Source organism: Thalassoglobus polymorphus (assembly GCF_007744255.1).
GTDB classification, from domain to species: domain Bacteria; phylum Planctomycetota; class Planctomycetia; order Planctomycetales; family Planctomycetaceae; genus Thalassoglobus; species Thalassoglobus polymorphus.
In genome coordinates, this window is the sequence record NZ_CP036267.1 from 850,530 (window position 1) to 876,293 (window position 25,764).

15 protein-coding genes and 2 pseudogenes are annotated in these 25,764 nt (G+C 50.6%); 4 read left to right on the forward strand and 13 right to left on the reverse strand.

What is annotated here, in order from left to right:
* Positions 1–66: 66 nt before the first annotated feature.
* The 5 genes from Mal48_RS03250 to Mal48_RS03270 form a co-directional block, all read right to left on the reverse strand.
* The gene (locus tag Mal48_RS03250; RefSeq protein WP_145196057.1) at positions 67–1,518 is read right to left on the reverse strand and encodes an FAD/NAD(P)-binding protein; all 1,452 of its coding nucleotides are present in this window, start codon (positions 1,516–1,518) and stop codon (positions 67–69) included.
* A 144-nt stretch (positions 1,519–1,662) separates the two neighbouring features.
* Positions 1,663–4,512, reverse strand: coding sequence for an outer membrane protein assembly factor BamB family protein (locus Mal48_RS03255; RefSeq protein WP_197442006.1), 2,850 nt, complete (start codon positions 4,510–4,512; stop codon positions 1,663–1,665).
* A gap of 654 nt (positions 4,513–5,166) precedes the next feature.
* Positions 5,167–7,095 (reverse strand): redoxin domain-containing protein, encoded by a 1,929-nt coding sequence (locus tag Mal48_RS03260; RefSeq protein ID WP_145196062.1) that lies wholly within the window; start codon positions 7,093–7,095, stop codon positions 5,167–5,169.
* A gap of 480 nt (positions 7,096–7,575) precedes the next feature.
* Positions 7,576–8,208 carry a hypothetical protein gene (locus tag Mal48_RS03265; protein WP_145196065.1) on the reverse strand — a complete coding sequence of 211 codons (633 nt, stop codon included), beginning with the start codon at positions 8,206–8,208 and terminating at the stop codon, positions 7,576–7,578.
* A 21-nt stretch (positions 8,209–8,229) separates the two neighbouring features.
* Complete coding sequence (locus Mal48_RS03270) at positions 8,230–9,138, reverse strand: ZIP family metal transporter (protein ID WP_145196068.1); 909 nt, start codon at positions 9,136–9,138, stop codon at positions 8,230–8,232.
* Positions 9,139–9,424: 286 nt separating this feature from the next.
* On the opposite strand from Mal48_RS03270, the gene Mal48_RS03275 reads away from it, so the two are divergent.
* On the forward strand, positions 9,425–10,084 hold the full coding sequence (locus tag Mal48_RS03275; protein WP_145196071.1) for a hypothetical protein: 660 nt from the start codon (positions 9,425–9,427) through the stop codon (positions 10,082–10,084).
* Between the two features lie 292 nt (positions 10,085–10,376).
* Here the strand turns inward: Mal48_RS03275 and Mal48_RS03280 are convergent, their stop codons facing one another.
* From Mal48_RS03280 to Mal48_RS03300, 5 genes and pseudogenes are all read right to left on the reverse strand, one after another.
* Positions 10,377–10,577: a helix-turn-helix domain-containing protein gene (locus Mal48_RS03280; protein WP_197442007.1), complete on the reverse strand. Its 201-nt coding sequence runs from the start codon at positions 10,575–10,577 to the stop codon at positions 10,377–10,379.
* Positions 10,578–10,889: 312 nt separating this feature from the next.
* Positions 10,890–10,937, reverse strand: a pseudogene (locus Mal48_RS23845) (hypothetical protein); the annotation flags it as partial.
* 11 nt (positions 10,938–10,948) lie between these two features.
* A pseudogene (locus tag Mal48_RS03290) lies at positions 10,949–11,254 on the reverse strand (P-II family nitrogen regulator); the annotation flags it as partial.
* Entirely contained in the window at positions 11,251–11,652 is a 402-nt protein-coding gene (locus tag Mal48_RS23850; protein ID WP_145196080.1) for a helix-turn-helix domain-containing protein, read from the reverse strand. The pseudogene Mal48_RS03290 and the gene Mal48_RS23850, both read right to left, overlap by 4 nt.
* 113 nt (positions 11,653–11,765) lie before the next feature.
* A complete protein-coding gene (locus Mal48_RS03300; protein WP_197442009.1) occupies positions 11,766–13,196 on the reverse strand; it encodes an ammonium transporter in 1,431 nt (476 codons plus the stop codon).
* Between the two features lie 956 nt (positions 13,197–14,152).
* On the opposite strand from Mal48_RS03300, the gene Mal48_RS03305 reads away from it, so the two are divergent.
* Together Mal48_RS03305 and Mal48_RS03310 are read left to right on the forward strand one after the other, a co-directional pair.
* Positions 14,153–14,998 (forward strand): AraC family transcriptional regulator, encoded by an 846-nt coding sequence (locus tag Mal48_RS03305; RefSeq protein ID WP_145196083.1) that lies wholly within the window; start codon positions 14,153–14,155, stop codon positions 14,996–14,998.
* Positions 14,999–15,195: 197 nt separating this feature from the next.
* Positions 15,196–18,144 carry a right-handed parallel beta-helix repeat-containing protein gene (locus tag Mal48_RS03310; RefSeq protein WP_145196085.1) on the forward strand — a complete coding sequence of 983 codons (2,949 nt, stop codon included), beginning with the start codon at positions 15,196–15,198 and terminating at the stop codon, positions 18,142–18,144.
* 1,050 nt (positions 18,145–19,194) lie between these two features.
* Here the strand turns inward: Mal48_RS03310 and Mal48_RS03315 are convergent.
* Both Mal48_RS03315 and Mal48_RS03325 read right to left on the reverse strand, forming a co-directional pair.
* The gene (locus tag Mal48_RS03315; protein WP_145196087.1) at positions 19,195–20,745 is read right to left on the reverse strand and encodes a hypothetical protein; all 1,551 of its coding nucleotides are present in this window, start codon (positions 20,743–20,745) and stop codon (positions 19,195–19,197) included.
* A 179-nt stretch (positions 20,746–20,924) separates the two neighbouring features.
* Complete coding sequence (locus tag Mal48_RS03325) at positions 20,925–21,515, reverse strand: REP-associated tyrosine transposase (RefSeq protein ID WP_145196091.1); 591 nt, start codon at positions 21,513–21,515, stop codon at positions 20,925–20,927.
* A 19-nt stretch (positions 21,516–21,534) separates the two neighbouring features.
* Here Mal48_RS03325 and Mal48_RS03330 point away from each other — a divergent pair, with 19 nt between their 5' ends.
* Positions 21,535–22,461, forward strand: a complete 927-nt coding sequence (locus Mal48_RS03330) for a hypothetical protein (protein ID WP_145196092.1) — start codon at positions 21,535–21,537, stop codon at positions 22,459–22,461.
* Between the two features lie 156 nt (positions 22,462–22,617).
* Here the strand turns inward: Mal48_RS03330 and Mal48_RS03335 are convergent, their stop codons facing one another.
* A complete protein-coding gene (locus tag Mal48_RS03335) occupies positions 22,618–25,614 on the reverse strand; it encodes a vitamin B12-dependent ribonucleotide reductase (RefSeq protein ID WP_391601803.1) in 2,997 nt (998 codons plus the stop codon).
* Positions 25,615–25,764: the final 150 nt, after the last annotated feature.

The window sequence follows — 25,764 nt, forward strand, 5'->3', positions numbered from 1 at the left end:
ATGAATTACCGGGGCACGTGTTCGCGTCCTTCACAGGCAGATCCTGCAAACCAATTGGAAAGTGTTCTAGATGTAGTATTCGATGACGTGTTCTTCTTCGACGGAGAGGCGGTAGTCTCGATCCTGGTCAGTTGAGGTCGCGATCATCATCTCAGCGACTCTCATCGCCTGCCCTCGAAGTTCGGGGACGGCGATCGTTTCCCACAAGGTTCCTTTCATCAACGCTCCCATTGCGTAAAGCTTGGATGATGAGACGCCATTGGCGTCGATGACCGTAAAGTCCGGGCCGACCTGAATCCCCATGTCGAGTTCGTCGGGAATGATTAAACCTCGTTGAAGAAGGTTTTGGAACAGCTTGACTTTAGTGTGAGAAAACCCGGCGTTGGGACCAGTACAATTGATCACAAGCCCTCCCGGGATGATTTGCTGATCGCCGTCAGGAGTTTTGACGACGACTTCGAGCGACTCGCCATGACCCCGTACATCTTTGAGTGAACCACGCTGAACTTTGACGCGACCCTCGGTAATGGCTTCAGTTAATCGTTGATGAATCGGCTGAGCAATACGATGTCGAATCACGTTCCAGCGAGCGGCATAGTGTTTCAGAAAGTGTTGCTTTTCTTCGATGCTGAATTTCTGCCAGATGCGTTGAGTGAACGGTCGCAAACGATCCACAACCAGACCGGGGTTTTCGCCCAGCCTTGTCAGTTGCTCGCAATGAGTTTTAAGCAAAGAGTACATCCCTGCGAGCCCGACCGATTCGGGATTCTCAGGCAGGAAGTCTGGGTAATCGATTCCACGAAAGTGCGATTGTGGAATCATTCCGTTTCGTGAGATCGCAATAATTTGACCGCGCCAGCCGAGCTCTTCGAGTGTCAGGAACGAGTCAACCATGCTCAGGCCGGTTCCTGCGATGACGATGTTTTCACTCGAATCGGGAATCCGTTTCCGCCAGTTTCCCCATGGATCGGGGCAGTATTGAGGGTGTCGAAACTCTTCGGTTTCTTCTCTCCCCGGTCCCGCTGGTGGTTGATTCCCTGTTGCTAGCAGAATGCGGTCCGAGGCAATTTTGTCTCCGTTGTCGAGCACGACATCTGCGGAATCGTCCTGCGATGATGGGACGATGTCGACGGCCTCAGCTTCGATGATCTCAATTTCAGCGGGATGATGACTATCAATAGGAGCCAGATAATTTTGCAGCAAGCTGCGCAGGTAGTCACCATAAACTCTCCGTGGGACATACATCTCACGAAGCTGCGGTTCAGGAAGATCGCTGAAGTCCGAACGGGAGTGGAGCCACTCAAGGAAGTGGCCGGGGTGATCCGGAACAGCGGACATATTCCGTGCAGCAACGTTAAGTAAATGTTCGGAACGTGTGGTTGAATAGGCGATACCCCGTCCCAAGGGGTGCCGATCATTCACCAGCACAATTTTTAAAGCCTCATCCGACAACCTCGCCAGGTTGACGGCCGCCATCGTCCCGCTGAATCCTCCACCAATGATCGTGACCGTTTTCATGACTTTCTCAACTCTCGTTCAAGGCGACCACGATTCGATTCCTCGTATCTTACTGCGCTATCAATTTGCGTGAATCAAGAGCGAGAGTCAAGGAAGGTTGACGAATCCAAGAACCTCTGAAGGAGCAGGAAAACGACTCGGGGGTCACTCTGATCGAATCAGTTCCACGCCGCTGATGAGAGTTTTTCCGTGCGTTGCATTGAGCGTCATTGAGAACGATCCGTCGAGTTGGACGTTTTCGATTTGCTTGACGACCTCTCTCATGGAATCGCCTGCTGTCTCCCGGATGTCGAATTCGTTGAGGACAACTTGATCGTTGATTTTGATCTGTTGGACTCGGTCACCCGAATTAAGAGTTGATCCTTCCGAGAAGTAGAGGCGGACGGTGTAAGCCCCCGGTTTGAGGTCTTCGAGTTCAAAACTTTGCAGCCCCTCGGCTGACGAGGCAGCGATCCAGGGAAAGACGGAGTCTTTATTCATCCAGAGGCTGTGCCGATAGTGGAAGTCTGGGTTCTCTGGAATGGTCTTCGTACGAATTTTCGGAGATGGCCCTCCGACAGATGGATAGTCCAGCCACAAGGTCCCATCACGAGTTGTCCGATCGCCCGGTGCTCCGAAGTTGATCCCGATCCGCTGGATGGAGTCAGGCTCAACTGCGTCGTCGCCCCATGACGCCCATTGTTCGAAAGACTCCGGCATCGCCACGAGGCTCAAAGCTGTCGGTAACGGGTAACTACAGGTACAGCCTTCGTAAAAATAAGGAACGTTGAGTATTCCACCGGATGGGATGATGCTGTTTGTGCAACCACTGCGCGGGCCGCTGATGAAGACTGTTCCGCTCTCCAATGTTTTGTCATAGAAAGCAGGCGTGCCACTTCGCAAAGTGTAAAACATTCCATAGTCCACTCCGCCGTCGCAACCGTAAGTCTTCGGGAAAACTCGCAACTCGCTTTTTCCGGTCATTGGATTGGTTCGCTGACCTGCGACGGGAGGCTCAGGGTGTAAAGCTGTCTTCTGGTGCGGGGCGTGATAGTAACTTTGTTGCGGATTCTTGCGGCCGACGTCTGGTAAACTGGCTCGCAATTTCGACTCTTCTGAGGCGTCGAGAACGCGACCAGTATAAATATCCGAAAGCACAGGCCCCAGCAGTGGATAGTCGACGGAATAGTCTCCTCTGACTCTTTCTTTGCTCCAGTCTTTCGGACGAGAGATCATGACCCCGCCTTTGAATTCCGGTTGTGGAGAGCGTTTAAAGTGGGCCAGTGTATCGTCAAACCACAACACTCCTAACGGGAACCTGACGAGGGCATCCTCGGCAAGTGCGTAGTTCCCCTGGTAATCGACACTGCCGGGCAAGGCTCCGACACGCCGAACAACTTGTTGGCCGTTAAGCTCTCCTGATTCAAATTTTCCGAGTGTTGTCTCGTTAAGATTGTGCGTATCAATTTTGTTATTCCCCAGGACCGCGAGCCCACCAAACGGTCGCAGCGACTGAAGTAATTCCGTTGCCATGGCTTGAGTTCGATCTGGTGATTCAGTCGTGATGAGAGTTGCCAGATACTGCGGAAGCAAGAGGTTCTTCAAGTCAGCCTGAATGACAGCGGCACGGTCTCCGGGAATGCCAGCCTGCTGCAATGTAACTCGAAGTTGTTCAACTTTCATTGCATTGTCATCAAGTACAATGAGCTGATATCGAGAGTTCTTCAGAAGCGATTTGACGAGACTTCCGTCACTCAACCCGACGACAATTGCGATGCCGTCTTGATGGCCAGATTCCTGAATAAGATTGCTCGCGTACTCGTTCGCTTTTACCGACTCTGAAAGCTCAACTCGCTTTTCGTTCCAGTGAATGACCTTTGCGGATGCCTTTGCAGCTTGTTCTCCGAAGCAGTAAATCTTTCCTGCTTCAGTCGAAACAAACAATCGATTCTCAGCGACGATCATGGAATGAATCTTCCCGTCGACACCTTCCAGTGGCTCATCAAACTTGAGAGTCTGCTTTCCGGTTTTGATCAATCGACTGATTCCTGAAACACCATGCCCCGCGTTGACTTTGTCTTCGTGAAGCTGTTGGTTGATTGCTTTGTCGAATGTCAATTTCCCCCGTCGAACCGCAAGCGAAGTCTCTTTGTCGATGGCAGCAAACCAGCCGCCAGGAAAACGTCCGGGAGCTGGCAACTGGAACTCAAGAAGAGTGCCGTCCGCAATGTTCAATCTCGCCGGATAGGCTGTTGAACATGGCACAATGAGTTCATCATCATTGACAATCAAATACCCCTGCGGAGCGAGCCCGCCGATTGCTTGTGTGTCATGCGGCTGCTGACCAAAGATGTGCCCCAGACGTTCGTTTCGCCAAATGACCTTTCCCGATGCAATGTCCATCGCATACACGAAGACTCCTTCAAAAGGCCAGACGCCAGCTGCGAAATAGACGATCCCTTCAGAAACAACAGGACCACCCCGAACTGGCCAGACTGAAATCAAACGTCTGTTTCCAAGCAGAAGCCGCTCACTGGGGACGGCGCGATGCTTCCATTTCAATTCACCAGTAGATAGCTCGACACAATAAAGGTGCCCATCATCAGAGCCGAAGCAGACCGAGTCTTCCCAAACTGCGGGGGCAAATCGGACCGGACCGTTCGTGCGGTAGACCCACAGCTCTCGTCCAGTTGTCGCGTCGTAAGCCGTCACGGAATCAGTTCGAGAAGATGACAGGAGCAGTTTTCCGTCAGCCACGATCGGTTCGTATCCTGCGTCGAATTGCAGTCGTGAGCTGTGAAAGGCAGGCTCAATTTGCGGGAGTTCTCGCGTCCACTTCAGTTCGAGAGCTTCCGGAAGAACATCCTCAGTGACACTCGTCCTCCCTGAATCGCGTCGCCACATCGGCCAATCACTCGCATGGGCATCGGTTGTCGATATGAAAGTTGTCGAGATGAAAGCTGCTGACATGCAGACTGTCGACAGGATTACGATGAAGGAGGATCGAGTCATCATGCTGGTCATCATTATCGCATTCTTCGAAGTGGTGTTCGGGCTTTGCCTCGTGGTGAACTGTATCTCGCTGGTGAAACACGTTCGGCACGGGCACGCAGACCCCAGGATTGAATGTCTGGTCTATGAGCCAACAGATTTCTGCCCTGACAGCTTTGGCCGCTTTTCAGGGTCACGGATGATGAACGAAGGCAATCCATACATCATCCATGTTTCTTTCGAGCAGCAGAGATCATCAAGCTCAATTTTGCAGCAATGATCCTATCCGAAAGAACCGTAAAAAGGGAATCCCGGCGGGATTGTTCAGAAGCCAGCTGTTCAGGATCCGGCGTGAGCGAGATTGGCAAGATGCACGAGAATCAAATCGTCGACAATTCAACGTCTGGAGCGTGAGAGAATTTTCAAGATACATAGCGTCCGCGAAGTTCACGTTCGTGGCTTCATAGACTGCTTGCCAAAAGCAAGGCGTCAAGACCACCGATAGATTGATAGAGTGGACGTCGGCGCCCCAATCATCAGTGCGAGGACCAAGCTCCTTGTCGAAGAATTTCTTTGAAGCAGACCGACCAGGTTCAGCATTGGAAGACGACGTCGCAGAGACTCGGGACAATGGTCCCGAGCCGCGACTTTCTGGTCAGTTCTCTTCTGCAACCGGTCTTACTGTTTTAGTAATTGAGGGACCAGCTTTTTCAGGTCATCGACCGAGGCGCTGTTGGAGACAACTTTGCCTGTTTTGTCGACGAGGAACATCGTTGGGAGCGAATAGATTCCGAACTCAAGGGCAGGGCGGCTTTCGAGGCCTCCTTCTTCGTAGATGTGCGGCCAGGCGACACGGTTGTTTTTCAGATAGCCGTCGATGTCAGCTCCGGGAGAATCGAGGTTCACACCTACGATTTCAAAACCGTCTCGTTGATAGGTTCGGTGAAGTTCCTGAATTTGCGGGAGGTCTTCTGTGCATGGCTTACACCATGTTGCCCAAAAGATGATCGCCGTCACTTTTCCTCGATAGCTTGCGAGCGAGAGGGGGCGACCGTTTCCGAGTGTTGCACCTGCCAGGGTGATTGGCTGTCCCTCTAATCCAAGTCGGCGTAAGGCTCCCTCTCCTCGTTTGGCAGCTTGTGAACTGGAATAGTCGGTGACAAGATTGGTGTACCACACGCGAGCTTCTTTGGCATTGCCATTCAACTCGCTGGTGATTGCCAGCTGGAGCAGGGCGTCGGCTGATTCAGGAGCCTCCGGAAATTCCTTGACGAACTCTTCGAGCGATTTCAACCAGGCAGTTTGAACATCTGCTCGGTCCTCAGCTTGTGCCGTTTGCAAGCGAGTGTTGTACTTGAGAACCATCTCCTGAAAGACTGCGAAAGCGATAAGATCTTTGGCGGCATCCTGGCTGCGAAGTTTTTGAATACTCTGTTGCAATACTTGAAGCCCGTTTGGAAACGCGTCCATCTGTGTTGCGGTGGCGATCATTTCCAGACGTTGTCGCAACCAGAGTTTCTTATCCTCTGCCGAAGTTGCTTGTTCACCAATTTTATCGAGAAGTTGAGCGCGAGCGACATTGAATCGAACCATCTCTTCGCGAGTCGATTCCGCGGTAGGCGATTTGGTGTCCAGCTCCTGTAATTGGTCCAGCAGTTCCTTCATCTCAGGAGTGAGTCCTTCTGTTGCCCCGGCAGGCATGCCTGCGATTGCGGGTTGCAGCAAGAGTCCTCCCTCAGCGACTTCGAACTGATTTCCTTCGATCGGTTTCGGAACCTGAGTCAGCTTCCAGGCGTCGCCGATTTTGATCATCTCCCCGATTTGAACGAAGCCGCTTTCCTCATCATTCATGACAATGGCCATCACGTTTTCATAGACGAGAAGATCATTGGAGGCTTTTCCGGCATCAGCAGGAATGAGATTGGGCATGAGCATCGAACTGTCGAAGCGAGCCCACTCAGTTTTGGGAGTGAGGACTTTTGTCGATCCGAGAATCTTTTGCATTTGTGCGGTGATGTTTGTTCGATTGGCGAGAAAGCGATCACCGATTTGCTGGGTGAGGCCGAGTGCTTTGACATCCGCTTCTGAAATGAAGACTGCCTGTAAGCGGTGTGGATCACGATTCGCCATTGCCATGATCGCTTCACGCGTTGCTTCTTCAGCTGAGATCATTTTCCACGTATCAATTTTCCCATCCTGATCAGTGTCGATTCCCCAACGCGTACCCTGTGTGTTCAACCAGCGCGACTGGTCGATTTTGTCGTCGCCGTTGGTATCGAGATCGCGATAAACTTCCAGCCCGTGCTGATAATATTTGAATTCGTCGACACGCTGATTTCCGTCGGTATCAATGAATCGGCGGAGCAACTGGCCTTGAGGACCGTAGAGTGCCCAGCCCGAGCCGTTTCCATGCTGCTCGACTTTCAATTTGCACTGTTTCACTTCTTCAGGCTTCGGTGTCTCGATTACCACATCTTTTTGTGTCGGTTGGTAGCCGAGTACCGTTTCAGGCTGGACTCCATCTTGAGCCAGAAGTTGTGTGGAGAAGAGCCCGAAAATAAGAGCGAGCCAAACATTATGTGAATGCAAAAGCGTCTTTGCCAACATCGAATTTTCACTCCGTTGTCGATCTTGTAGGATCAGAAAGAAAGTCTGCCGCCCCGTCCGTATTGAGCGACTCTAGAACACTTTCGTGTTTTTTGTGTCCGTGAAGGGCGTTTTTATGTGATGAATCGCTCATGTCCACGAGACAGGTCGCGTACACCTTTCAAAACTGCTCTTGGAACACTTTCGTGTTTTTTGTGTCCGTGAAGGGCGTTTTTATGTGATGTGTCACTCATGCCCACGAGACAGGTCGCGTACACCTTTTCAAAACTGCTCTTGGAACACTTTCATGTTTTGTGTGTCCGTGAAGAGTGCTTTTCATGTGGTGAATCACTCATCTCCACGAGACTGTTCACGTACATCTATTTCAAATCTGCTCTGGAGACTTTATACGGAATCAGGCAATATGGAAAGAGATGGTTGTGACTGAGGTGAATCCGGGGGCCAGTTCTCCCCTCTGGTGAGCTGCAAGCGATGCGAAAATCAACTCAAATACGGGGGTGTTGGTCCGTCGAGGCGCTCAACGAGTCCGGGAAAGTCAGAGACAAACTCAGCTCCACTTTTCGGCGGTCCGCAAGCATCAAGAGCCTGAACCATGAAGGTGCTGTACTCTCCTGCTTTCTCGATTAACCAGTCGTACGAACGGATGCGGACATCCCAGTTCTGAGCAGCTTTCATTTCAGCTTTCTCGTTCTCTGAGAATTGAGAGCTGCGACCGATCACGATCCGATACATGAAGACCACACCCGATGCGGGAATGAGTTCTTGAAATGGAAGTTGTCGATCCTGAACGGTCTGCTTCCAGCTTTGAACATCCTGCAACGCAGCTATGAATTCGCTAGGCTGACTGCAGTCGACGACAATCGGCGCTCTGGGCGATGCGAGCCGAATCAACTGGATGTAGAGTTTCCCCTGCAGGTGGAAATGAATCGCAAAGTCCGCCGGCGAACCCGCCCCAACTTCAACATTACGATAGGTTCCTTGATATCCCCGTTCTAACCAATCGAGTTGCAAATCGGGAACAAGCAGCCAAGGATGCTCAGCGAAGATTTCGCGAGCGGTTTCAAGATCGCCAGAGAAGTGTTCTGCGATGTTCGCTTGAAATTGAGTCGGCACGTTTTTCTCCCGAATAAGTTTTCAATTGATGACGAGGATCTCCATCGGTGACTGAACTTCGCTGCTCTGGGGAGCATGGGCATGTGCCGGCTCCAGATAACGGATTCCCCAAGCCAGGGCGATCCCAAGCAGCAAGGCGATACTCAACGGAATTCGGTGATGTGAGTGGAATTCCATTTCGGGGAGCAAGTCGCTCAATGAGATGCAAATAAAGGCTCCGGCAGCAAACGCCAGCATCGTGCCAACAACCACTGATTCCTGGCCTGCCAACAGTGGTGCTCCCGAAACAAATAGAAACGCTCCGATTGGACACATCAGTGCGAATGCTCCGTTCACCAAAAACTGTGAACGTCCCGACCAGTTGGAAGCTCGCATCAGCGAGGTGATCGACAGTGCATCCAACGGTTTGTGCAGCAGAATCGCCACAAACGTGCCGATTCCTAAAAAGAAAGCAGTGCTTCCATGCAGCGAATCGGCTTGAATACTCGCACCCAAAGCGAATCCATCAATCATGGTATGCAAGGAAAGTCCGACAAAAACTCCCATCCAACTCATATTGTTCGCGAGTGATTGGCTATGGCCGTCATGGCTGTGTTCGTGATGATGGTCCTCGTGGTCACAGACTTCGCTGCTGGGCAGTTGCTCCAGATCATGGTGATGAAAATGGAACATTCGCAAAAGGAAGAAAATGACGACAATCCCGAGCATCGTCGAAACGACAACGCGGTCGATCTGGCTCGCTCCCAATTGCGAGACTGCATGGGGAAGCATGTGAAACAGGCCAATTCCGAGCATTAACCCGCCCACAAAGCTGATTAAAATTTGCATGCGTTTGTGATCGAGCTTCACAATATTGGGAAGCTTTCCTCCCACAAGAGAGGCCAAAACGATCAGCAGGCAGTAAACAGAGAGGACTGGGAGGGTGGTCATAGAACCGGAAAACGTAGGCCAGGCAGTCGTGAAACGTGAATCTGGCACAGGATACTTGAAGCAACACGCCAGCAGATTGCCCAAACGTGAAACGGCTATTTTAGAGCAGAGCCAAAACTTCGCAATTCGCTCTCTGGTGTCGTCTGCACTTTTCTCACGAATCTTCAGGATCGACCCTAAATCTGTCACCCGTCGTTTACGGATAGACGAGCCCCAGCCACATTTCCGATTCCTGCTACAACAGTTTTGCGCAACCTTCACGACTTTGGGTGAGGAGTGAATAACGATGGCGCAGATGCGAAAAGTCTCACGTGGTGAAGTTCTGGATCTAGCAGAGAAACTTGCGGAGGATTACGGCGAGTCGCTGACGTTGACCGCATTTCGCCGCGAGACGGGGCTCTCTCAGCATGTCATCTTCGATCTGTTTGGAAACTGGAAAAACTTGCGAACGGAAGTTGGCCTGACTCCCGAAGCTCCCCGGGCGAGAAATAAGATTTCCAAAAATCAGATATTGAAACTGATGACGGAACAGGTTGCTGAGCATGGTGAGAATCTGACCGAGGTTCAGTTTCTGCATGCGACAGGGCTCTCTGGTCGAATGATCATGGATCGGTTCGGGAGTTGGGGAGACCTGCGGGAGAGTGTGGGGCTCAGCCGCCGAGCCCGCTTGAAGACGCGTTATTCTGAACAGGATCTCTACGATGATCTGTATCGCGTTTATCGAATCTTTCGTGAGCGGCCAAATTACAATAAACATCGATACCGCGGCGGTCTGATTAGTCCCGGCACAATCTGTCACCGTTTCACATCTTGGGAATGGGCGTGCCTCAGGTTTCGTGACTACTTGAAATCTCACGACCTGTTCAACAGCAAAATGCCGCTTCCAGAACAGTTGGAGCAAGAGTTCCGCGAAAGAGAAGAAAAGAGATTAGCAGCGATGAGGTAAAAGCTCTTTCAGCCTGGAGAGTGAAGTTCGAGCACAAACAGGGTGAAATTGTAGCCGCTGGATCTCTTGCTTTTGTTACAGAAGTGACCCGTCATTGACAGTCGCAGACAAATCTCAATTCGAGTTTGAACAAAACAATTCCCCTTCCTGAGCAAACAACTTAGCCCCAGTTCATCGCCCCAACAGGGGCGATGAACTTCTTACTTTCGTTGAAGAACCTGCTCTTCGATGTTGTATGCCACTGCTGGCTCGTCCAGTAGTGAATGAGCGTCATCCGTCCCATCTATCACGATCATTTGCGGTGCAGTGATTCCGAAGGTGACTCACCAAAAAGTTGGCGATAGTCACGGCAGAATTGTCCCAGGTGATGGAATCCATTGGCATCAGCGATTTGCTTGACAAGCAGGTCTTCATCATCGGCTTCCCGTAGTTGACGTTTGACACGATCGAGCCGAAATGTCTTTAGAACTGATCCTGAAACTTGAACTTGCACTCTCAAACGTTGAGAAAAGCGGCTATTCCAGAGGTTCTCGGACTGGGTTTAGAGAAATGCGTTCTTCACGGGCACACGGTAGAGCATCCATGAGGAAGTTTCTGTCAAGTCGGGAGTGAGACGATTGCGTATGCGTTGCGAACGTTCGGGTTGAGCGGGACGGCATACGAATCGGCTCAGGCGGACACCATCCGTGCACAGTTCTTGAAAGTCGGAGATCAGATCAAGCTCAGTGTCCGCCGAATCTGGGTAAGACTCTCAGCTGAGAGAAGGAGTTCGTCGATGAGTTTCTCCCACTTCGCTCCCGGTGATTCACCGGGAGCGAGTGAGATAGACTTTTAGAGAGCTTCGTCTCCAGTTTCTCCTGTTCGGATTCGTACAACAGTTGCCACTTCAGAAACAAAGATCTTTCCATCGCCAACTTGCCCGGTTCGAGCGGCTTTGGTGATTGCTTCCAAAGCTGTCTCACAGAGAGCGGCGGGAACGATCACTTCAAGTTTCACCTTGGGGACAAAGTCGACCGCGTACTCTGCTCCGCGATAGATTTCCTTGTGACCTTTTTGTCTTCCGAACCCGCGAACTTCAGAGACCGTCATTCCCTGAATCCCGGCGCTGACCAAGGCCTCTTTAACGTCCTCGGCTTTGAAATGTCGAACAATCGCTTCAATTTTTTTCATGGTGTCTCCTTTGATACTCGTGCTTCATTTGTCAGAAGATTGTATTTTGAAAGTTTTTTGTGCAGGGTGTTACGATCAATCCCCAATCGAAGCGCTGTTTTAGTCTGGACATGATCACACTCAGCATAAATGAGTGTGAGCAGTGTCCTTTCTACGTTTGCAATGAGGCGGTCGAACAATCCGCTGGGGTCGTCAACATTTTCCAATTCCTGTTTCACCAGGAACTCAACGATTCTCTCAGAGGGTTGTGTGCTAGCTTGGGAATTGAAGTTCATGACTGTCGCTAGAACCAATTCAGCGATTGCTTCAGGCAGAACGGTTTCTACTTTCGTAGTTGCAGTTCTCTCATTCTCGGAACACTGTTCCGTTGAACTGACCTGAATAACGACGCGTTTCATATTTCTGCAACCTGCTAAGAAAGCTCGATTTGTGTCAGATCGAGCTTTCCAGGAACGGGATCAAAAGTCTTGATGTTGCACAGCCCCAGTCAGTAAAACCTTGAGACACCTTCCTACTGAATGCCGGAATAGGCGACCATGCCGTGCTCTGAGATATCCAGTCCAATGTGCTCTTCTTCCTCGGAGGCTCTGAGTCCGACGGTCATCTTAATGACTGTGAAGATTGCGAAACTGACAGGGAATGCCCACAAGAATGCAGCGGCAACACCGAGTGCCTGAATTCCTAATTGGCTTCCACCGGCTGCACTGGAGAAGAGTCCAATTGCCAGAGTACCCCATGCTCCACAAACACCGTGAACAGAGACGGCTCCGACGGGATCGTCAATCTTCAGCTTGTCGAAGAAGAGTACCGAGAAGACAACGAGTACTCCGCCAATTGTTCCAGTCAGGGTCGCCATCAAGGGTGACATGATGTCGCAACCAGCTGTGATGGAAACAAGGCCAGCGAGTGCTCCATTCAATGCGAAGGAAACGTCTGGCTTCTTGAATAAAATCCATGAGACAAACATCGCTGCGATCGCACCACCGGCAGCTGCCAGGTTGGTCGTGACTGCAATGTATGCCATGCTTCCGCCAAGAGCAGTTGTACTTCCCGGGTTAAAGCCAAACCATCCTAACCACAGAATGAAGACACCCAGAGCTGCAAGCGGGATGTTGTGTCCTGGGATCGGTGTGACTTGTCCTTCTTTGTTGAACTTGCCTTTACGAGGGCCAATCACAATTGCACCTGCAAGAGCAGCCCAGCCACCGATTGAGTGAACGACTGTCGAGCCAGCGAAATCAAGAAAACCCATTGCCTCTAACCAGCCTGCGCTGTCATCAGCACCAACCAGGCCGTTCCAGCACCAGCTCCCGAAGATGGGATAAACGATGACTGTAATTGCAATGGAATATGCCAGGTAACCGATGTACTTTGTTCTCTCTGCAACCGCACCACTCACGATCGTTGCTGCAGTCGCAGCAAAGACTGTTTGGAAGATCAGGAACGACCAGGCGAATCCCTCTGAAGAGAAGTAGCCAGATTCTTTTGTCCCATCAAAGAAGAAGAAACTCGTTCCGACATACCCACTTGAAACACCGAACATTAAGCCGAAGCCGACCGCCCAGAAGGCGAGTGACCCCACGGAGAAGTCCATGAGATTCTTCATGATGATGTTGCAGGCATTCTTGGACCGAGTGAATCCTGTTTCAACAAGCGTAAAACCCGCCTGCATAAAGAAGACCAGGAATGCTGCCAGACAAGTCCAAAGGATGTTTGCGTCTTCACGAAGCAACGCCAGGGTATCAGCGACTTCCTCTTCAGCAACTTCTTCTTCGACGACCGCTTCTGCGATCACTGCTTCATCTTCAATAACCTCCGCTTCCGTCTCGGTCTGAGCAGAGACACTGGAGTGAAATACTGCTCCTAGCAACATTGCCACCATAAACATTTTTAGAAAACGGAACGAACCGTTCTCCTCCATACGCATTTTTGCGCCGATCATCTGTGTGCCTCTTCGAAATGGCTATGAAAATTCCAGATTAACATGACTCTGAGCAAACAAAGTGGTCCACAAAAGGACCAACGATTGACTGAAAAGCAATCGCTGCGCCAAAAGATGATCGAGATACCGAAGTCTCATGTCATTTCTACAAAACCCAGTGAATACCGCACTCAAGACTGGCCTGCGAATTCTGGAGAGAGCCCGGGAAGAGTCGGGGAAGAGATTGAATGATGCTCAAAATTAAGCAGATGTGACTAACCTGCAGGCACTATGTGCATGAAACATGCGCACCGAGGCCCTTGGGCATTCTCCCCAATTTCTGAACGAGTTGTTCTGTGTGACTAGAGTCGTTTGCTCTACCGTGTGCCCGTGAAGAGCAGCGGTTTCGCTGGTGATTTAACTAGCGAGACCGCATTCTTCGTAGGCAAACAATAGAGTAACCGGTAGAACAAGCAGCTCTCTAACCCGGTCGATGATCGTCGAAGACTCTGATGACGAAACAACAAAGCGACCAAGAGATCAACTCTGGGCAGACAATTTAACCCCGCGTCATCGACCCGGCAGGGCACACGGAAGCAACTTGCTGAAGAAGCACAAGTCAGCAGTGGTGATATGCGCCCGGGGGGATTCATCTTGAAACCCAAGATCCCATAGCCACTAAATTCCCGGAAGAACCCAAAAACTAAGCGAACAGCTCTGAATTTCATGTTTTTTGCACATTAATGCTTTGGTTCGCGAAACTTCCGAGTGTTCGTGGAGTTTAGTAGAACTGATCCTGAAACCTGAACTTGTGCTTTCAAGCACTGAGAAAAGTCATCATTCCACAAGTTTTCGGACTGGTTCTAGTCAGTCCGGTTGCATTGTTGAGTTCGCCAATTTTCTCTGTTGAATTATGCCATCTTCAGCGTTGATATGCATATCAACGCAACTCGTCAAGAAAATTTTGATGACACGAAATGCTCCATACGAATCGTGGCTCGCTGAATGAAATGCTGGAGAGCTTACGGGTCTGTTGGCGCAAGGCACAGTTCATTGACATCAACGAAAACTGGTGTGTAAGTCCAGAGCTTACTCCCTGCCTCGTTTGTTTAAACAGTTCGCACGCTCATTTCGAGATTGAGGAGTCTGACTCGACAGATCGGAATCTTGGCAACTATGTCATCGTCTTCAATTCGCAAGCGAAGTTTAAGATTGCCGGAATTCAAGATCAGGAAGTGCCAGCACTGATTGTTCAATTTGAACTGAAACACTTCTCCGAGTTGAACTCAAAGTTTTCGCTCCCCTCAATAATTCCTGCGACAGAAGTGTATGCGAAAGAGCTGCGTACAGAAGTTGTTGATACTTCCAGCTTGGTCGATGAATCTCAGATGTCTGAAGCGATCACAAACTTGCTGTTGAAGCTGGTCATCGTCGATTCGATTCGAACTGAAATCGTGTTGAGATTAACCGGCTCAGATATCGTGAGAGTGCAATACGATTCTGATATCGAGCAAGCAATAAAGTTGATGCAAAACGCACTTTCTTTTCCATGGACTGTTGAGTCGCTTGCTGAACACATTCATGTCTCTCGATCTTATTTTGCTAAAAAATTCAGAGATCAGACAGGAGTTGGTCCAATTCAGTATCTGCTGAATATTCGCATGCAGACAGCCAACGAGTTACTGAGAAAGGATCGCTTTCAAATTTATGAAATAGCAAAGCTAACTGGCTATTCATCTGCTTCCGCTTTCACAAATGCGTATCGAAGATGGTCCGGGATGACCCCCAAAGTCTATCAGGATCAGAATGCTATTGATCGTTGATTGAGCTTTCCCTCAGAGCCGAACATATTCATTCACTGACATGTGATTAAGCGAAGTTATCGACATGTTTTGATGTCACGCTTCTGCAAAATCCGCCGCATTCTCTGGTGAGATGTCTCAGACGTCTAAAAGTATATCGAATCCGTCCAACTTGGATAAAATCAGATTGCGGAAATTGGAACGATTGCATTATTCAAATGCCTCACTTCCCCCCCCCGTTTCAATTTCCAGGAAACAAAATTATGTGCGTCTCTGCAATTCAGCGTCGAGCACGTATCTCCCAATACAATTTTCTTATTCACTGCGGACTCATCCTGTTGAGTTTTCATTCAATAGGAAAATGTGAAGATAACATTGGGCTCGACGGACAGGTTGGTCACATCGCGTTTCCAACATTTGGCCGAGAAGAAAGTATCACGCATCTTGAATTGATGCCATTTTCGACCGGAGATTACCACGCTCTCTTTGGAGACATGCGGGCATTTGTTACGAATGATGCGAACTTCGGAGTCAACCTTGGAGCTGGAGCCCGATTCATCGAACCAGCTGGCCTGGCAATGTTCGGGATCAGCGGTTGGTATGATGGCGATCAATCCACAGGTGAACTCTTTCATCAACTTGGATTGAATCTTGAAGCACGCACTGAATTCGGAGGACTCACCGCGAATGTGTATTGGCCGATTGGAAACAGTGCTCAAGAGCTGAGTAAAACGATCTCCAATCAGAGATTTGAAGGCAACGAAATCTTGTTCGACTTAAAGAACCTCTACGGTGATTCTATGAGTGGAACAGACATACTGGCTTCAGTTTACATTCCTGGAAAGTTTGCAGAAGACCACAACCTTGAGTTCAGCGCTGGCGGATACTTTTTTCAAGGGGACAATGCAGAAGACATCACAGGATGGAAAATGGCACTGAACGGTCTGGTTACGGAGAGTGTCGCCGGAGAATTGTCTTTCACCAACGATGACACTTTCGGAGCGAACACTTCTCTTGGAATCGCTTGGAGATTTGGAGCAGAAGCGACACCTGGCCGCTCTTTGAAAAAACAACTGAGGCGTTATGTCGATCGAAATTACAACGTCATCGTCAGCACGCGGTCTGAAATGGAAACTGGAGTGACAGCGATCAACCCAGCAACCGGTCTGGCATATGAAGTCCAGCATGTTTCGAATACGTCCATCGCTTCTGACGGGTCAGTCAACGACCCATGGCAATCTATTTCGGACGCGCAAGCTGCAGGTGGAGACATCATCTTCGTTCATAGTGGTACTTCACTCACCGAAAGTGTGACACTCTCCGACGGGCAAATACTGATCGGCGAAGGGGCGAGCTACTCCATCGCAACCGAGGGATATGGCACTATCAGCCTTCCACGTGCAACTGTGGGAACTGATCTCCCGACGATCATCAATTCCCCAGGCGACACATTCACGATGGCAAGCGGTTCAACACTTGCAGGTTTCAATATCTCATCAGCAAATGGAAATGCCATTGTGGCTGATGGTATCGACGACTTCCATATCAGCGATATTATTATTGACGGAACAACGGGTGACGGGATCTACGTCAATGGTTCAACTGCTGGTGAGATCAGTAGAGTCTCAATCCTGAATGCTGGAGGAAACGGCCTTCATATTGTCGACATCGATGACATTCTAAATCTTGAAGATATTGAAGTTGAAAACGTTGCAGACAATGGAGTCCTCGTTCATGGTGGCCTTGGTGAGATCAACTTCAAAGGTGATCTCATCATCAAAAATGCGGGTGTTGCAGGCTTTGCCGTAGAAGACCTGATGACCATCGTGAATATCGTTGATGATATAGAAGAAGAGACCAAAGGAATGGTGTCGGTTGAGCAGTTGGACATCAGCGATTCAGATGGCGCAGTTGGCTTGTTCGTAAACAATAGTGACGGCTCCGTCATCGTTGAAGAATTCAACGCTGAGATATTAAATGGAACGGCACTTCTGATTGAAGATTCTTCGACTGTCCATGTGAACGATGGCGTAATCTCGTCGACAAATGCTCCCGTCATTGATGCCTCCAACAGTGATCTCGAAATCTATCTGACTTCGCTCTCGGCAGATGGTGGAGATCGGGGTATCCGGATCAGCAATTCAACAGGAGATCTGTTTGTCTATGGAGAAGGCGACTTCGGGACTGGTGGAACGATTCAGAATGTTGAAGTTGGATTTGAGCTAGACGGTTTCGAAAGTGCAGGCTTACAGGCAATCGACTTTACTGATAACGAAAATGTGGGAATCGTAAACGACGTTGAAACTCTTGCTCTCTGGTATCTGAAGATCACAGGGACCACCGAGCAGATCCTGAATGCAACAAATGTTGAAGCACTTGAGATCTCAGGCTCAGAGATTACTGAGAATGACCTCAGTTCAGAAAAAGCAATTGAATTAAAAATTGAAGAAGAAGGTGCTTACGTTGCAAGGTTCATGCAGAACATTGTCAGCGATACACCAGGAACCATATTTACTGTGAGTAACGAATCCGCAGCCCCAGGATCGCTTAGTTACAATTTCTCCTCGAACAATATCGCACTAAGCGAGTCACAAGCAGTTGCGACCGTTGTTGACTGGCACGGATCGTTGCAGGCAACGATTGCAGGCAACCTGATTACCGGAGAGGATTCCTCGCAAATCGGTTTTGAAGTCATCGCCAATGAGTCAACAGACCTTGCACAAGTGACTTTCACACAGAACCAGCTTGCACTGGATGGAGCAAATTCAACAGGAATCAGTTACTACTCAGATGCACCATCTGTTCTGAGTGTGACCTCCAACATAATTGAATTGGGGGGACAGAATGGAACCGGCATTCAAGCAACATTGGCTAAAGAGGCGAGCGCATTAATTTCGTTCAACCAAATTTTCGATGACGCTGGAGGAGCCACTGCAATTCTCTTTCCCTCTGTTGCCGATGGATCTCAGCTAACGATCGAATCCAATCAAATCGATCTCTCTCAATTCAACGCATTCGTTGATCGTGGAATTGTCCTCTCGGCAATTTCCGGCGACGATCCAAATGTTCTGATCAACTCAACACAGACCAATACAATCCTTGGAGCTTCTACAGCATTCTTCCTTCCGGCAAGTGGCTGGACGGGACAACTGCTTGTTACTGAATAACACATCTCTCACGGGACGGATGGCACGCTCAGACTGTAGCGTAGCGTAAGGATGGGCGTGGCGAATCTCGTGTAGACTCTCATTCTTCCATGGTTGGTAATGTTCTGTCCATTTGCAGCGGGACGTCTTCTTCTCCTGCGACGGATGGCACGCTCAGACTGTAGCGTAGCGTAAGGATGGGCGTGGCGAATCTCGTGTAGACTCTCATTCTTCCATGGTTGGTAATGTTCTGTCCATTTGCAGCGGGACGTCTTCTTCTCCTGCGACGGATGGCACGCTCAGACTGCAGCGAAGCGCAAGGATGGGCGTGGCAAATTCCGTGCAGACTCTCATTCTTCCATGATTGGTAATGTTCTATCCATTTGCAGCGGGACGTCTTCTTCTCCTGCGACGGGTGACACGCTCAGACTGGAGCGAAGCGCAAGGATGGGCGTGGCGAATCTCGTGTAGACTCTCATTCTTCCATGGTTGGTAATGTTCTGTCCATTTGCAGCGGGACGTCTTCTTCTCCTGCGACGGGTGACACGCTCAGACTGGAGCGAAGCGCAAGGATGGGCGTGTCGAATTCCGTGTAGACTCTCATTCTTCCATGATTGGTAATGTTCTATCCATTTGCAGTGGGACGTCTTCTTCTCCTGCATACCAGCGAGCCCTCGACCATTCCCAATCAACAGCTGTCTCAGCTGGTCCAAATCGCTGTTCAAATTTTCTCCCCCTGCGCCTCTGATAAGGGGGCAAATTCAAACAATCCGAGTAAGCCATTATGGTACCCCGCTGATCGTATCGCCGACGCTGCTTGCGAAAGGACGTCTTGTCGTTATTTGAGTCGTGAACTCTCATTTGATTCGAGATCTTGTCGATGATTGAGTCTCTACTTCGTACTCGCCACGCCCATCCTTTCGCTTCGCTGCAGTCTGGGCGTGCCACCCAATCCAACCGAACAAGTCGGCCGGGCCACCCTGCCGTTCTGGGTCGTGCCACCCGGCCGGGCCACCCTGCCGCCAGCCAAACGAGCAAGACTGTCTGTGAATGTGTCGGCGATGAGGAAATTCATTGGCTTGCATCAGTAACAGTGTTGAACTGAAGGATTTCGACGGGGAAGTTGCCGTGCTCTGGTCGTGCGGCGTAGTTCATGTACGGGCCGTCGTATCGGAGAATGCTCAACAGGGCCTTTGTCACCAGCATTCGGAGGATATCGTAGCGATGGCCATCGTTATCAAAGTCACTTGTGCAGCTACCACGAAGCGTCCTGTTTCCGTGTAGCGCCCTGTTGCGGTACTTGATCGTCTTACGTTCATTCTCCGTGACCAGTATTCCCAAGTCTTGAAATACCAATGTGAGCTTGTCTTCATTTGCTGGGCTCATGAGGCTGCTGTTAACACGTTGACGTATGATTCGCAACGCTTCTGCGAGTTCATCGGGTGATGCATCAGTACATTCATCGCTAGTCCCGCCGCTTGCATCAAAGGTGTCAACGACATTCAGTAACTGCTGCTTTAGTTCACCAAACCTCTGATCTTTCCAGATGCTGAATTTGGTCGACTTTGGCTCACCCGAACGTTTTTTCAACTCCGACCATTCAGCCGCCAGACGTTCGAGACTGATTGATGCCAGTGCCACCTTGTCGTCTAAGAAAGACCGGCGTGCAGTCCATAGTGGGCTGAGTACCCAGTCGAATTCAAAATGATCATCCAGTGAGATCCATTGTCGGAAGAGCTCAGGTAAGCGACCTACAACATCTTTACCATGTTCAAATGACTCGACCGAACCGCACATTGGCAGCGGCTCAGTGTCCGTAAAATCTGTATTCTTACGCTGAATTCGTGACCATCCAAAGTAGACGCGTTTCACGATGTTGTCACGAGGAAACTCGTCCATCCACATGAACGGTACAGAATGCCCGTTCAAGAAGGAAATGAAGCTTCTCTCAGAAGCGAAGGGGTAATCGAGCGGATTGGCATCTTCACTAGAATCAACGGTCAGCCAACCCGCTGAGGGCAAATGAATTCTCGCGTCGGCCGCTACAATACGTACATCCGGGGATTCGCTCAGCTGTACGGTGCAACGGTTCGTGGTGGTCCTACCGTCTTCATGGTAGAATTCAACTGGCTCGACAGACTCCCAGTGACGAACTCCATGACCAATGAAAAGTATTCGCGGATGAGGAAGCGTTGCGTTGTAGAAAGAAAGCGGATTGGAATGTGCAAACTCAACTTCGACCATCAGAGCGGATCCGGAAATGGAGCTGCTGTGGCCGCTTCCAGTCGTGCCATAGTGAACTTCCGACGTCGGTGTATCTTGGGTGCCGAACAGCCGCACAGCCAATCCTTCGGATGTCTCTGCCGTCCATGAGGGAACGTTTGATTGTACTGAGAATCTTCCGACACCTGGGCCGTCATTTTGCGGACGCCAATATGTCTCTAGGTCGGTCTGATGCACCTCGGGGAAATCGATGGAAAAAGAAGCGCCACGTTCTAGATCCCAACGAATGAAACCCGTGGCATCGGCGCAACTGTCGCATCCACAGCATTGCACTCGATGAATTGGGATGACGTGAGTTCCATCATCAAGTTGGCGAGACCTGGGCAGTTTCTCTTCCATATGATCGCTTTTCCTATTTCGCAATTTCATGCTGAGCGTAGGTTTTTCACACCCGAAACACTTTCATGACCTCATCGCCCAAATGGTTGATGACTTTCACGGCGATTCTTCCGGGACGGGTGGCACGCTCAGACTGGAGCGTAGCGCAAGGATGGGCGTGGCGAATTTCGTGTTGACTCTCATTCTTCCACCATTGGTAATGTTCTATCCATGTGCAGTGGGACGTCTTCTTCTCCTGCGTACCAGCGTGCACTCGACCATTCCCAGTCAACTGCTGTCTCAGCAAGCTGTTTTCGTACCGGGTTCTCATGGATGTAGTCAATGATCGAAAGCAGAGTCTTGACTTGCTCGACATTTCGATCATAGCCGCCTCCAGGTTGCCAGATACGACGACGTGAACGCTTTCCTTCGACCACGCTGATCCTGGGGATCCACTCTGGTGCATTTTCTTCTAGCCAGCAAACAGCCTGTCTTGCGAATCGTTCTTTCACAAACCCCTGGAACTTGCCAATGATTTTTCCTGGTTCACGCGGAGAGACCAGTAAGTGAACGTGATCAGGCATCAGTACCCAAGCCCAAAGGTCAACCGGAAAACGTTGTCGCCCTGCTTCGAGAGCCTCGACAAACCACTGTCGTGAACGATCTTTCGCGAGGAATTGATAACGCCGATAACATGAAAACGTGAGAGATCGTGGAGTCCGATCCTGATCGTATCGCCGGCGCTGCTTGCGAAAGTACGTCTTGTCGTTATTTGAGTCGTGAACTCTCATTTTATTCGAGACCTTGTCGATGATTGAGTCTCTACTTCGTACTCGCCACGCCCATCCTTTCGCTTCGCTGCAGTCTGGGCGTGCCACACAATCCGCGAAAGCATTGATGACTGAGTCTCTATCGCTGTTTGCTCTACCGTATGCCCGTGAAGAACGCATTTTTCTAGTAAAAAAGATGTTCGCCACGAGGCAGCTCCTGCAAGCCAGCTCGAAAGATGCTCTAAATGGTACTCGCCATGCCCATGTACGACTTCGTTATTTTCTTGAAGTGTCGTCCGATCCGAAGCACAAAGACGAACTCTTTGAACGTGCTCGCCACGCTCATCCTTTCGCTTCGCTGCAGTCTGGGCGTGCCACACAATCCGCGAAAGCATTGATGACTGAGTCTCTATCGCTGTTTGCTCTACCGTATGCCCGTGAAGAACGCATTTTTCTAGTAAAAAAGATGTTCGCCACGAGGCAGCTCCTGCAAGCCAGCTCGAAAGATGCTCTAAATGGTACTCGCCATGCCCATGTACGACTTCGTTATTTTCTTGAAGTGTCGTCCGATCCGAAGCACAAAGACGAACTCTTTGAACGTGCTCGCCACGCTCATCCTTTCGCTTCGCTGCAGTCTGGGCGTGCCACACAATCCGCGAAAGCATTGATGACTGAGTCTCTATCGCTGTTTGCTCTACCGTATGCCCGTGAAGAACGCATTTTTCTAGTAAAAAAGATGTTCGCCACGAGGCAGCTCCTGCAAGCCAGCTCGAAAGATGCTCTAAATGGTACTCGCCATGCCCATGTACGACTTCGTTATTTTCTTGAAGTGTCGTCCGATCCGAAGCACAAAGACGAACTCTTTGAACGTGCTCGCCACGCTCATCCTTTCGCTTCGCTACAGTCTGGGCGTGCCACACAATCCGTTTATCTCGGCGCAGCCCTGTTCCGTCTGTGGTCATGGTGAACATGATGGCAAGCGTTTGGCCCGGTTGCTGATTCATTCGATTCAAACTTGAATAGAGATCATTTTTTATTCTTTGATATTAGCGCGTAAATTAGCCCCGGGTCAATGACCCGGGGCTAATTGGATTATTCAACAAGCGAAGTGTTCAATATGAGATTACGAACATCCCATCGATTGGCCACAGTTGTGGCACAAGTAGCAGTTGCCGTTTCTTACAGTGATTGAGCCGCATGCGTCGCAGGCGGGGGCGTCACTTTGGAAGTGGGCGAACTGTTCGTCGCGGTTTGTTGAGCGTTCAGCGTTAAGTGCCGAGGCGTCCAACTGGAGGATTGGTGACCCGTTCGCATGGTGTCCGTTTCCATTGGATGCGTGTCCGTTGCTTCCGTTGGAAGAACCGTTGCTGCTGGTTCTTTCTAAGACACGGTTGACTGCGTTTGAAGCTGCGTCCTGGGCTTCGCCCTCTGCTTCATCTTGAAGCGAGGGCTTAGGCGGGTTTCCCGTACCACTCTCGTCCTTCGATCCTTCGATACGATTCGGCGTGTTCGCTTCGCGGTAGCCTTCAAGGAAGGTGATGCCGAGCCAGCGGAAGATGTAATCGACCACGCTCTTCGCCACCGGGATGTCTGGATTTGTCGTCCATCCGGAAGGTTCAAAGCGTGCGTGGCTGAACTTGTTGACCATCGCTTCGAGTGGGACGCCGAACTGCAATGCAAGTGAGGTCTCGGTTCCGATGACATCCATGAGTCCGCCGATTGTGGAACCTTCTTTGGCCATCACAATGAACAGCTCGCCCGGTTTTCCATCTTCGAACAGTCCGACTGTAATGTAGCCTTCGTGTCCGCCAACGTTGAACTTGTGGGTGAGTGAATGCCGAGTGTCGGGAAGTCGACGACGTTTGGGAGCTTCACCGGCATCGGTTGCTGCTTTGCGGTCGCCTTCTTTCTTCGTCGCCAATGGTTGCGACTGTTTCGAGCCATCACGATAGATCGCCAGAGCTTTGAGGCCGGACTTCCAACCTTCGATGTAGGCGAGTTCGATGTCTTCGACAGTCGAGTCTGCTGGCATGTTGACGGTTTTGGAAATTGCACCGGAGAGGAACGGCTGTGCGGCGGCCATCATGCCGACGTGACCTTTCCAGTGAATTGAACGTGTTCCGTTCGCTGGCTTGAAGGCACAGTCGTAAACCGGAAGGTGTTCGTCCTTGAGGCCGGGAGCACCTTCGATGGTTTCGTGTTCTTCGAGGTATTCGAGGATGCCTTTGATTTCCGGTTCATCATAACCAAGAACTTGCAGCGAGTATGGAACCGTCTGGTTGACGATTTTCATCATGCCGCCGCCAGCGAGTTGCTTGTACTTGATGAGAGCGATATCAGGTTCGATGCCGGTGGTGTCGCAATCCATCATGAAGGCGATCGTTCCGGTCGGTGCAAGGACAGTCGCCTGAGCGTTGCGGTAACCATGACGACGACCGAGTTGCAGGCACTCGTTCCAGGTTTGACGAGCGGCATCACGGAGGTAGCTCGGGCAGGCTGGAGTGATATCTTCGACTGCGTCGCGGTGCATTTGCATGACGTCGAGCATTGGCTGTTCGTTTTCACGATAGCCAGCAAATGGTCCGATGTTCCCAGCGATCTCGGCGGAGGTGCGGTAACCTTCTCCGTTAAGCAGGGCAGTCAGTGCTCCAGCGATGCCGCGACCGGCGTCGCTGTCGTAGGGAATTCCCATCGACATCAACATACTGCCCAGGTTGGCAAAGCCGAGTCCGAGTGGACGGAACATGTGTGAGTTCTCAGCGATTGCTGGCGTTGGGTAGCTAGCGTGGTCGACGAGAATTTCTTGGGCTGTGATGAAGATCGAACAGGCTCGGCGGAAGCGTTCGACATCGAAGCTACCGTCTGGTCGCATCATCTTTTTGAGATTGATGCTGGAGAGGTTGCAGGCGGTGTCGTCGAGGAACATGTACTCGGAGCATGGGTTCGACGCGTTGATCGGCCCGGTGTTTTTGCACGTGTGCCATTTGTTGATGGTGGTATCGAACTGGACTCCCGGGTCGCCACACTGCCAGGTTCCCTTCGCCATTTCGTGGAGGATTTCACGAGCTTTGTAAGTTGGTCCTTCTTGCGTTGGGTCTGTGACCCAGCGAGTGGTCCAGTCGTCATCGTTTTCGACGGCATCCATGAACTCGTCACTCAAGCGGACTGAGAGATTCGCGTTCTGGAACATGATCGACGAGTAAGCTTCGCCGTTGAAGTTGGAGTCGTACTCACCACTGGCGATCAGCGTGTGTGCTTTCTTTTCTTCCTTCGTTTTGCACTGAATGAAGTCCATGACATCCGGGTGCCAGTCTTTGATGGACTGCATTTTGGCCGCACGACGTGTTTTTCCGCCTGATTTCACAACAGCTGCGATTTGGTCGTAAACCCGCATAAAGGAAAGCGGCCCGGAAGGTGTTCCGCCCCCGGAGAGTTTTTCGCGTGAGCTTCGGATTGTTGAGAGGTCGGTTCCCGTTCCGGAGCCGAACTTAAACAGCATCGCTTCCGATGTCGCCAGCCGCATGATGCCGTCCATCGAGTCATCCACAGACTGAATGAAGCAGGCCGATGCTTGAGGGTACTCGTAAGGCGTCTCAGGCCGCGCAACCACTCTAGCTTGAGTATCGAACCGATAGTTTCCTTGGGACCCCTTTACGCCATATTGGTGAAATAGGCCTACGTTGAACCATACAGGGCTGTTAAATGAGCCATGTTGGTGTGTGCAGAGCCAAGCGAGTTCGCGGTAAAAGTTTTCTCCATCTTCATGTGATGCAAAGTAACCATCCTGTATACCCCAGTCGGTGATGGTGCGCGCAACTCGGTAGATGACCTGTCGAACGCTGGTTTCGCGTTCGGGGGTGTCTGGTTCACCGAAGAAGTATTTTGAGACGACAACATTGGTCGCAAGTGCGGACCATGAGGAAGGAACCATGCAGTCGGCTTGTTCGAATAGAACTCCGCCGCTTTCATCTTTAATTTGAGCAGTTCGCGGGACCCAATCCACGGTATCGAAAGGGTCTACTCCCACCGGACAGAAGTAAGGGTCTACTCGCAAGCCAGATGCTTGGGTGCCCACCGAAGAGGAATTGTCGTTTTGAGCTTGTGAAGTGTTTTGTGGCATAGTTGTTCCATCCGTATTGTGCATCATGCACCTCTCCAGGTTTCATCGCTTGAATTTGGAATTCACACACTGTGTTTTCCCGCCCGCAGCCCTCACAATTCGTTTGTCCATCATCAACCGCGCAGCATTTAGTGAACTGGATTTTTGTGC

What these genes read in the sequence shown, in the direction of transcription:
- Mal48_RS03250 (WP_145196057.1), bottom strand. Translation starts at nt 1,518, where the DNA reads ATGAAAACGGTCACGATCATTGGTGGAGGATTCAGCGGGACGATGGCG.
- Mal48_RS03255 (WP_197442006.1), bottom strand. Translation starts at nt 4,512, where the DNA reads ATGATGACTCGATCCTCCTTCATCGTAATCCTGTCGACAGTCTGCATG.
- Mal48_RS03260 (WP_145196062.1), bottom strand. Translation starts at nt 7,095, where the DNA reads ATGTTGGCAAAGACGCTTTTGCATTCACATAATGTTTGGCTCGCTCTT.
- Mal48_RS03270 (WP_145196068.1), bottom strand. Translation starts at nt 9,138, where the DNA reads ATGACCACCCTCCCAGTCCTCTCTGTTTACTGCCTGCTGATCGTTTTG.
- Mal48_RS03275 (WP_145196071.1), top strand. Translation starts at nt 9,425, where the DNA reads ATGGCGCAGATGCGAAAAGTCTCACGTGGTGAAGTTCTGGATCTAGCA.
- Mal48_RS23850 (WP_145196080.1), bottom strand. Translation starts at nt 11,652, where the DNA reads ATGAAACGCGTCGTTATTCAGGTCAGTTCAACGGAACAGTGTTCCGAG.
- Mal48_RS03300 (WP_197442009.1), bottom strand. Translation starts at nt 13,196, where the DNA reads ATGATCGGCGCAAAAATGCGTATGGAGGAGAACGGTTCGTTCCGTTTT.
- Mal48_RS03305 (WP_145196083.1), top strand. Translation starts at nt 14,153, where the DNA reads ATGCTCCATACGAATCGTGGCTCGCTGAATGAAATGCTGGAGAGCTTA.
- Mal48_RS03310 (WP_145196085.1), top strand. Translation starts at nt 15,196, where the DNA reads ATGCCTCACTTCCCCCCCCCGTTTCAATTTCCAGGAAACAAAATTATG.
- Mal48_RS03315 (WP_145196087.1), bottom strand. Translation starts at nt 20,745, where the DNA reads ATGGAAGAGAAACTGCCCAGGTCTCGCCAACTTGATGATGGAACTCAC.
- Mal48_RS03325 (WP_145196091.1), bottom strand. Translation starts at nt 21,515, where the DNA reads ATGAGAGTTCACGACTCAAATAACGACAAGACGTACTTTCGCAAGCAG.
- Mal48_RS03330 (WP_145196092.1), top strand. Translation starts at nt 21,535, where the DNA reads ATGATTGAGTCTCTACTTCGTACTCGCCACGCCCATCCTTTCGCTTCG.
- Mal48_RS03335 (WP_391601803.1), bottom strand. Translation starts at nt 25,614, where the DNA reads ATGCCACAAAACACTTCACAAGCTCAAAACGACAATTCCTCTTCGGTG.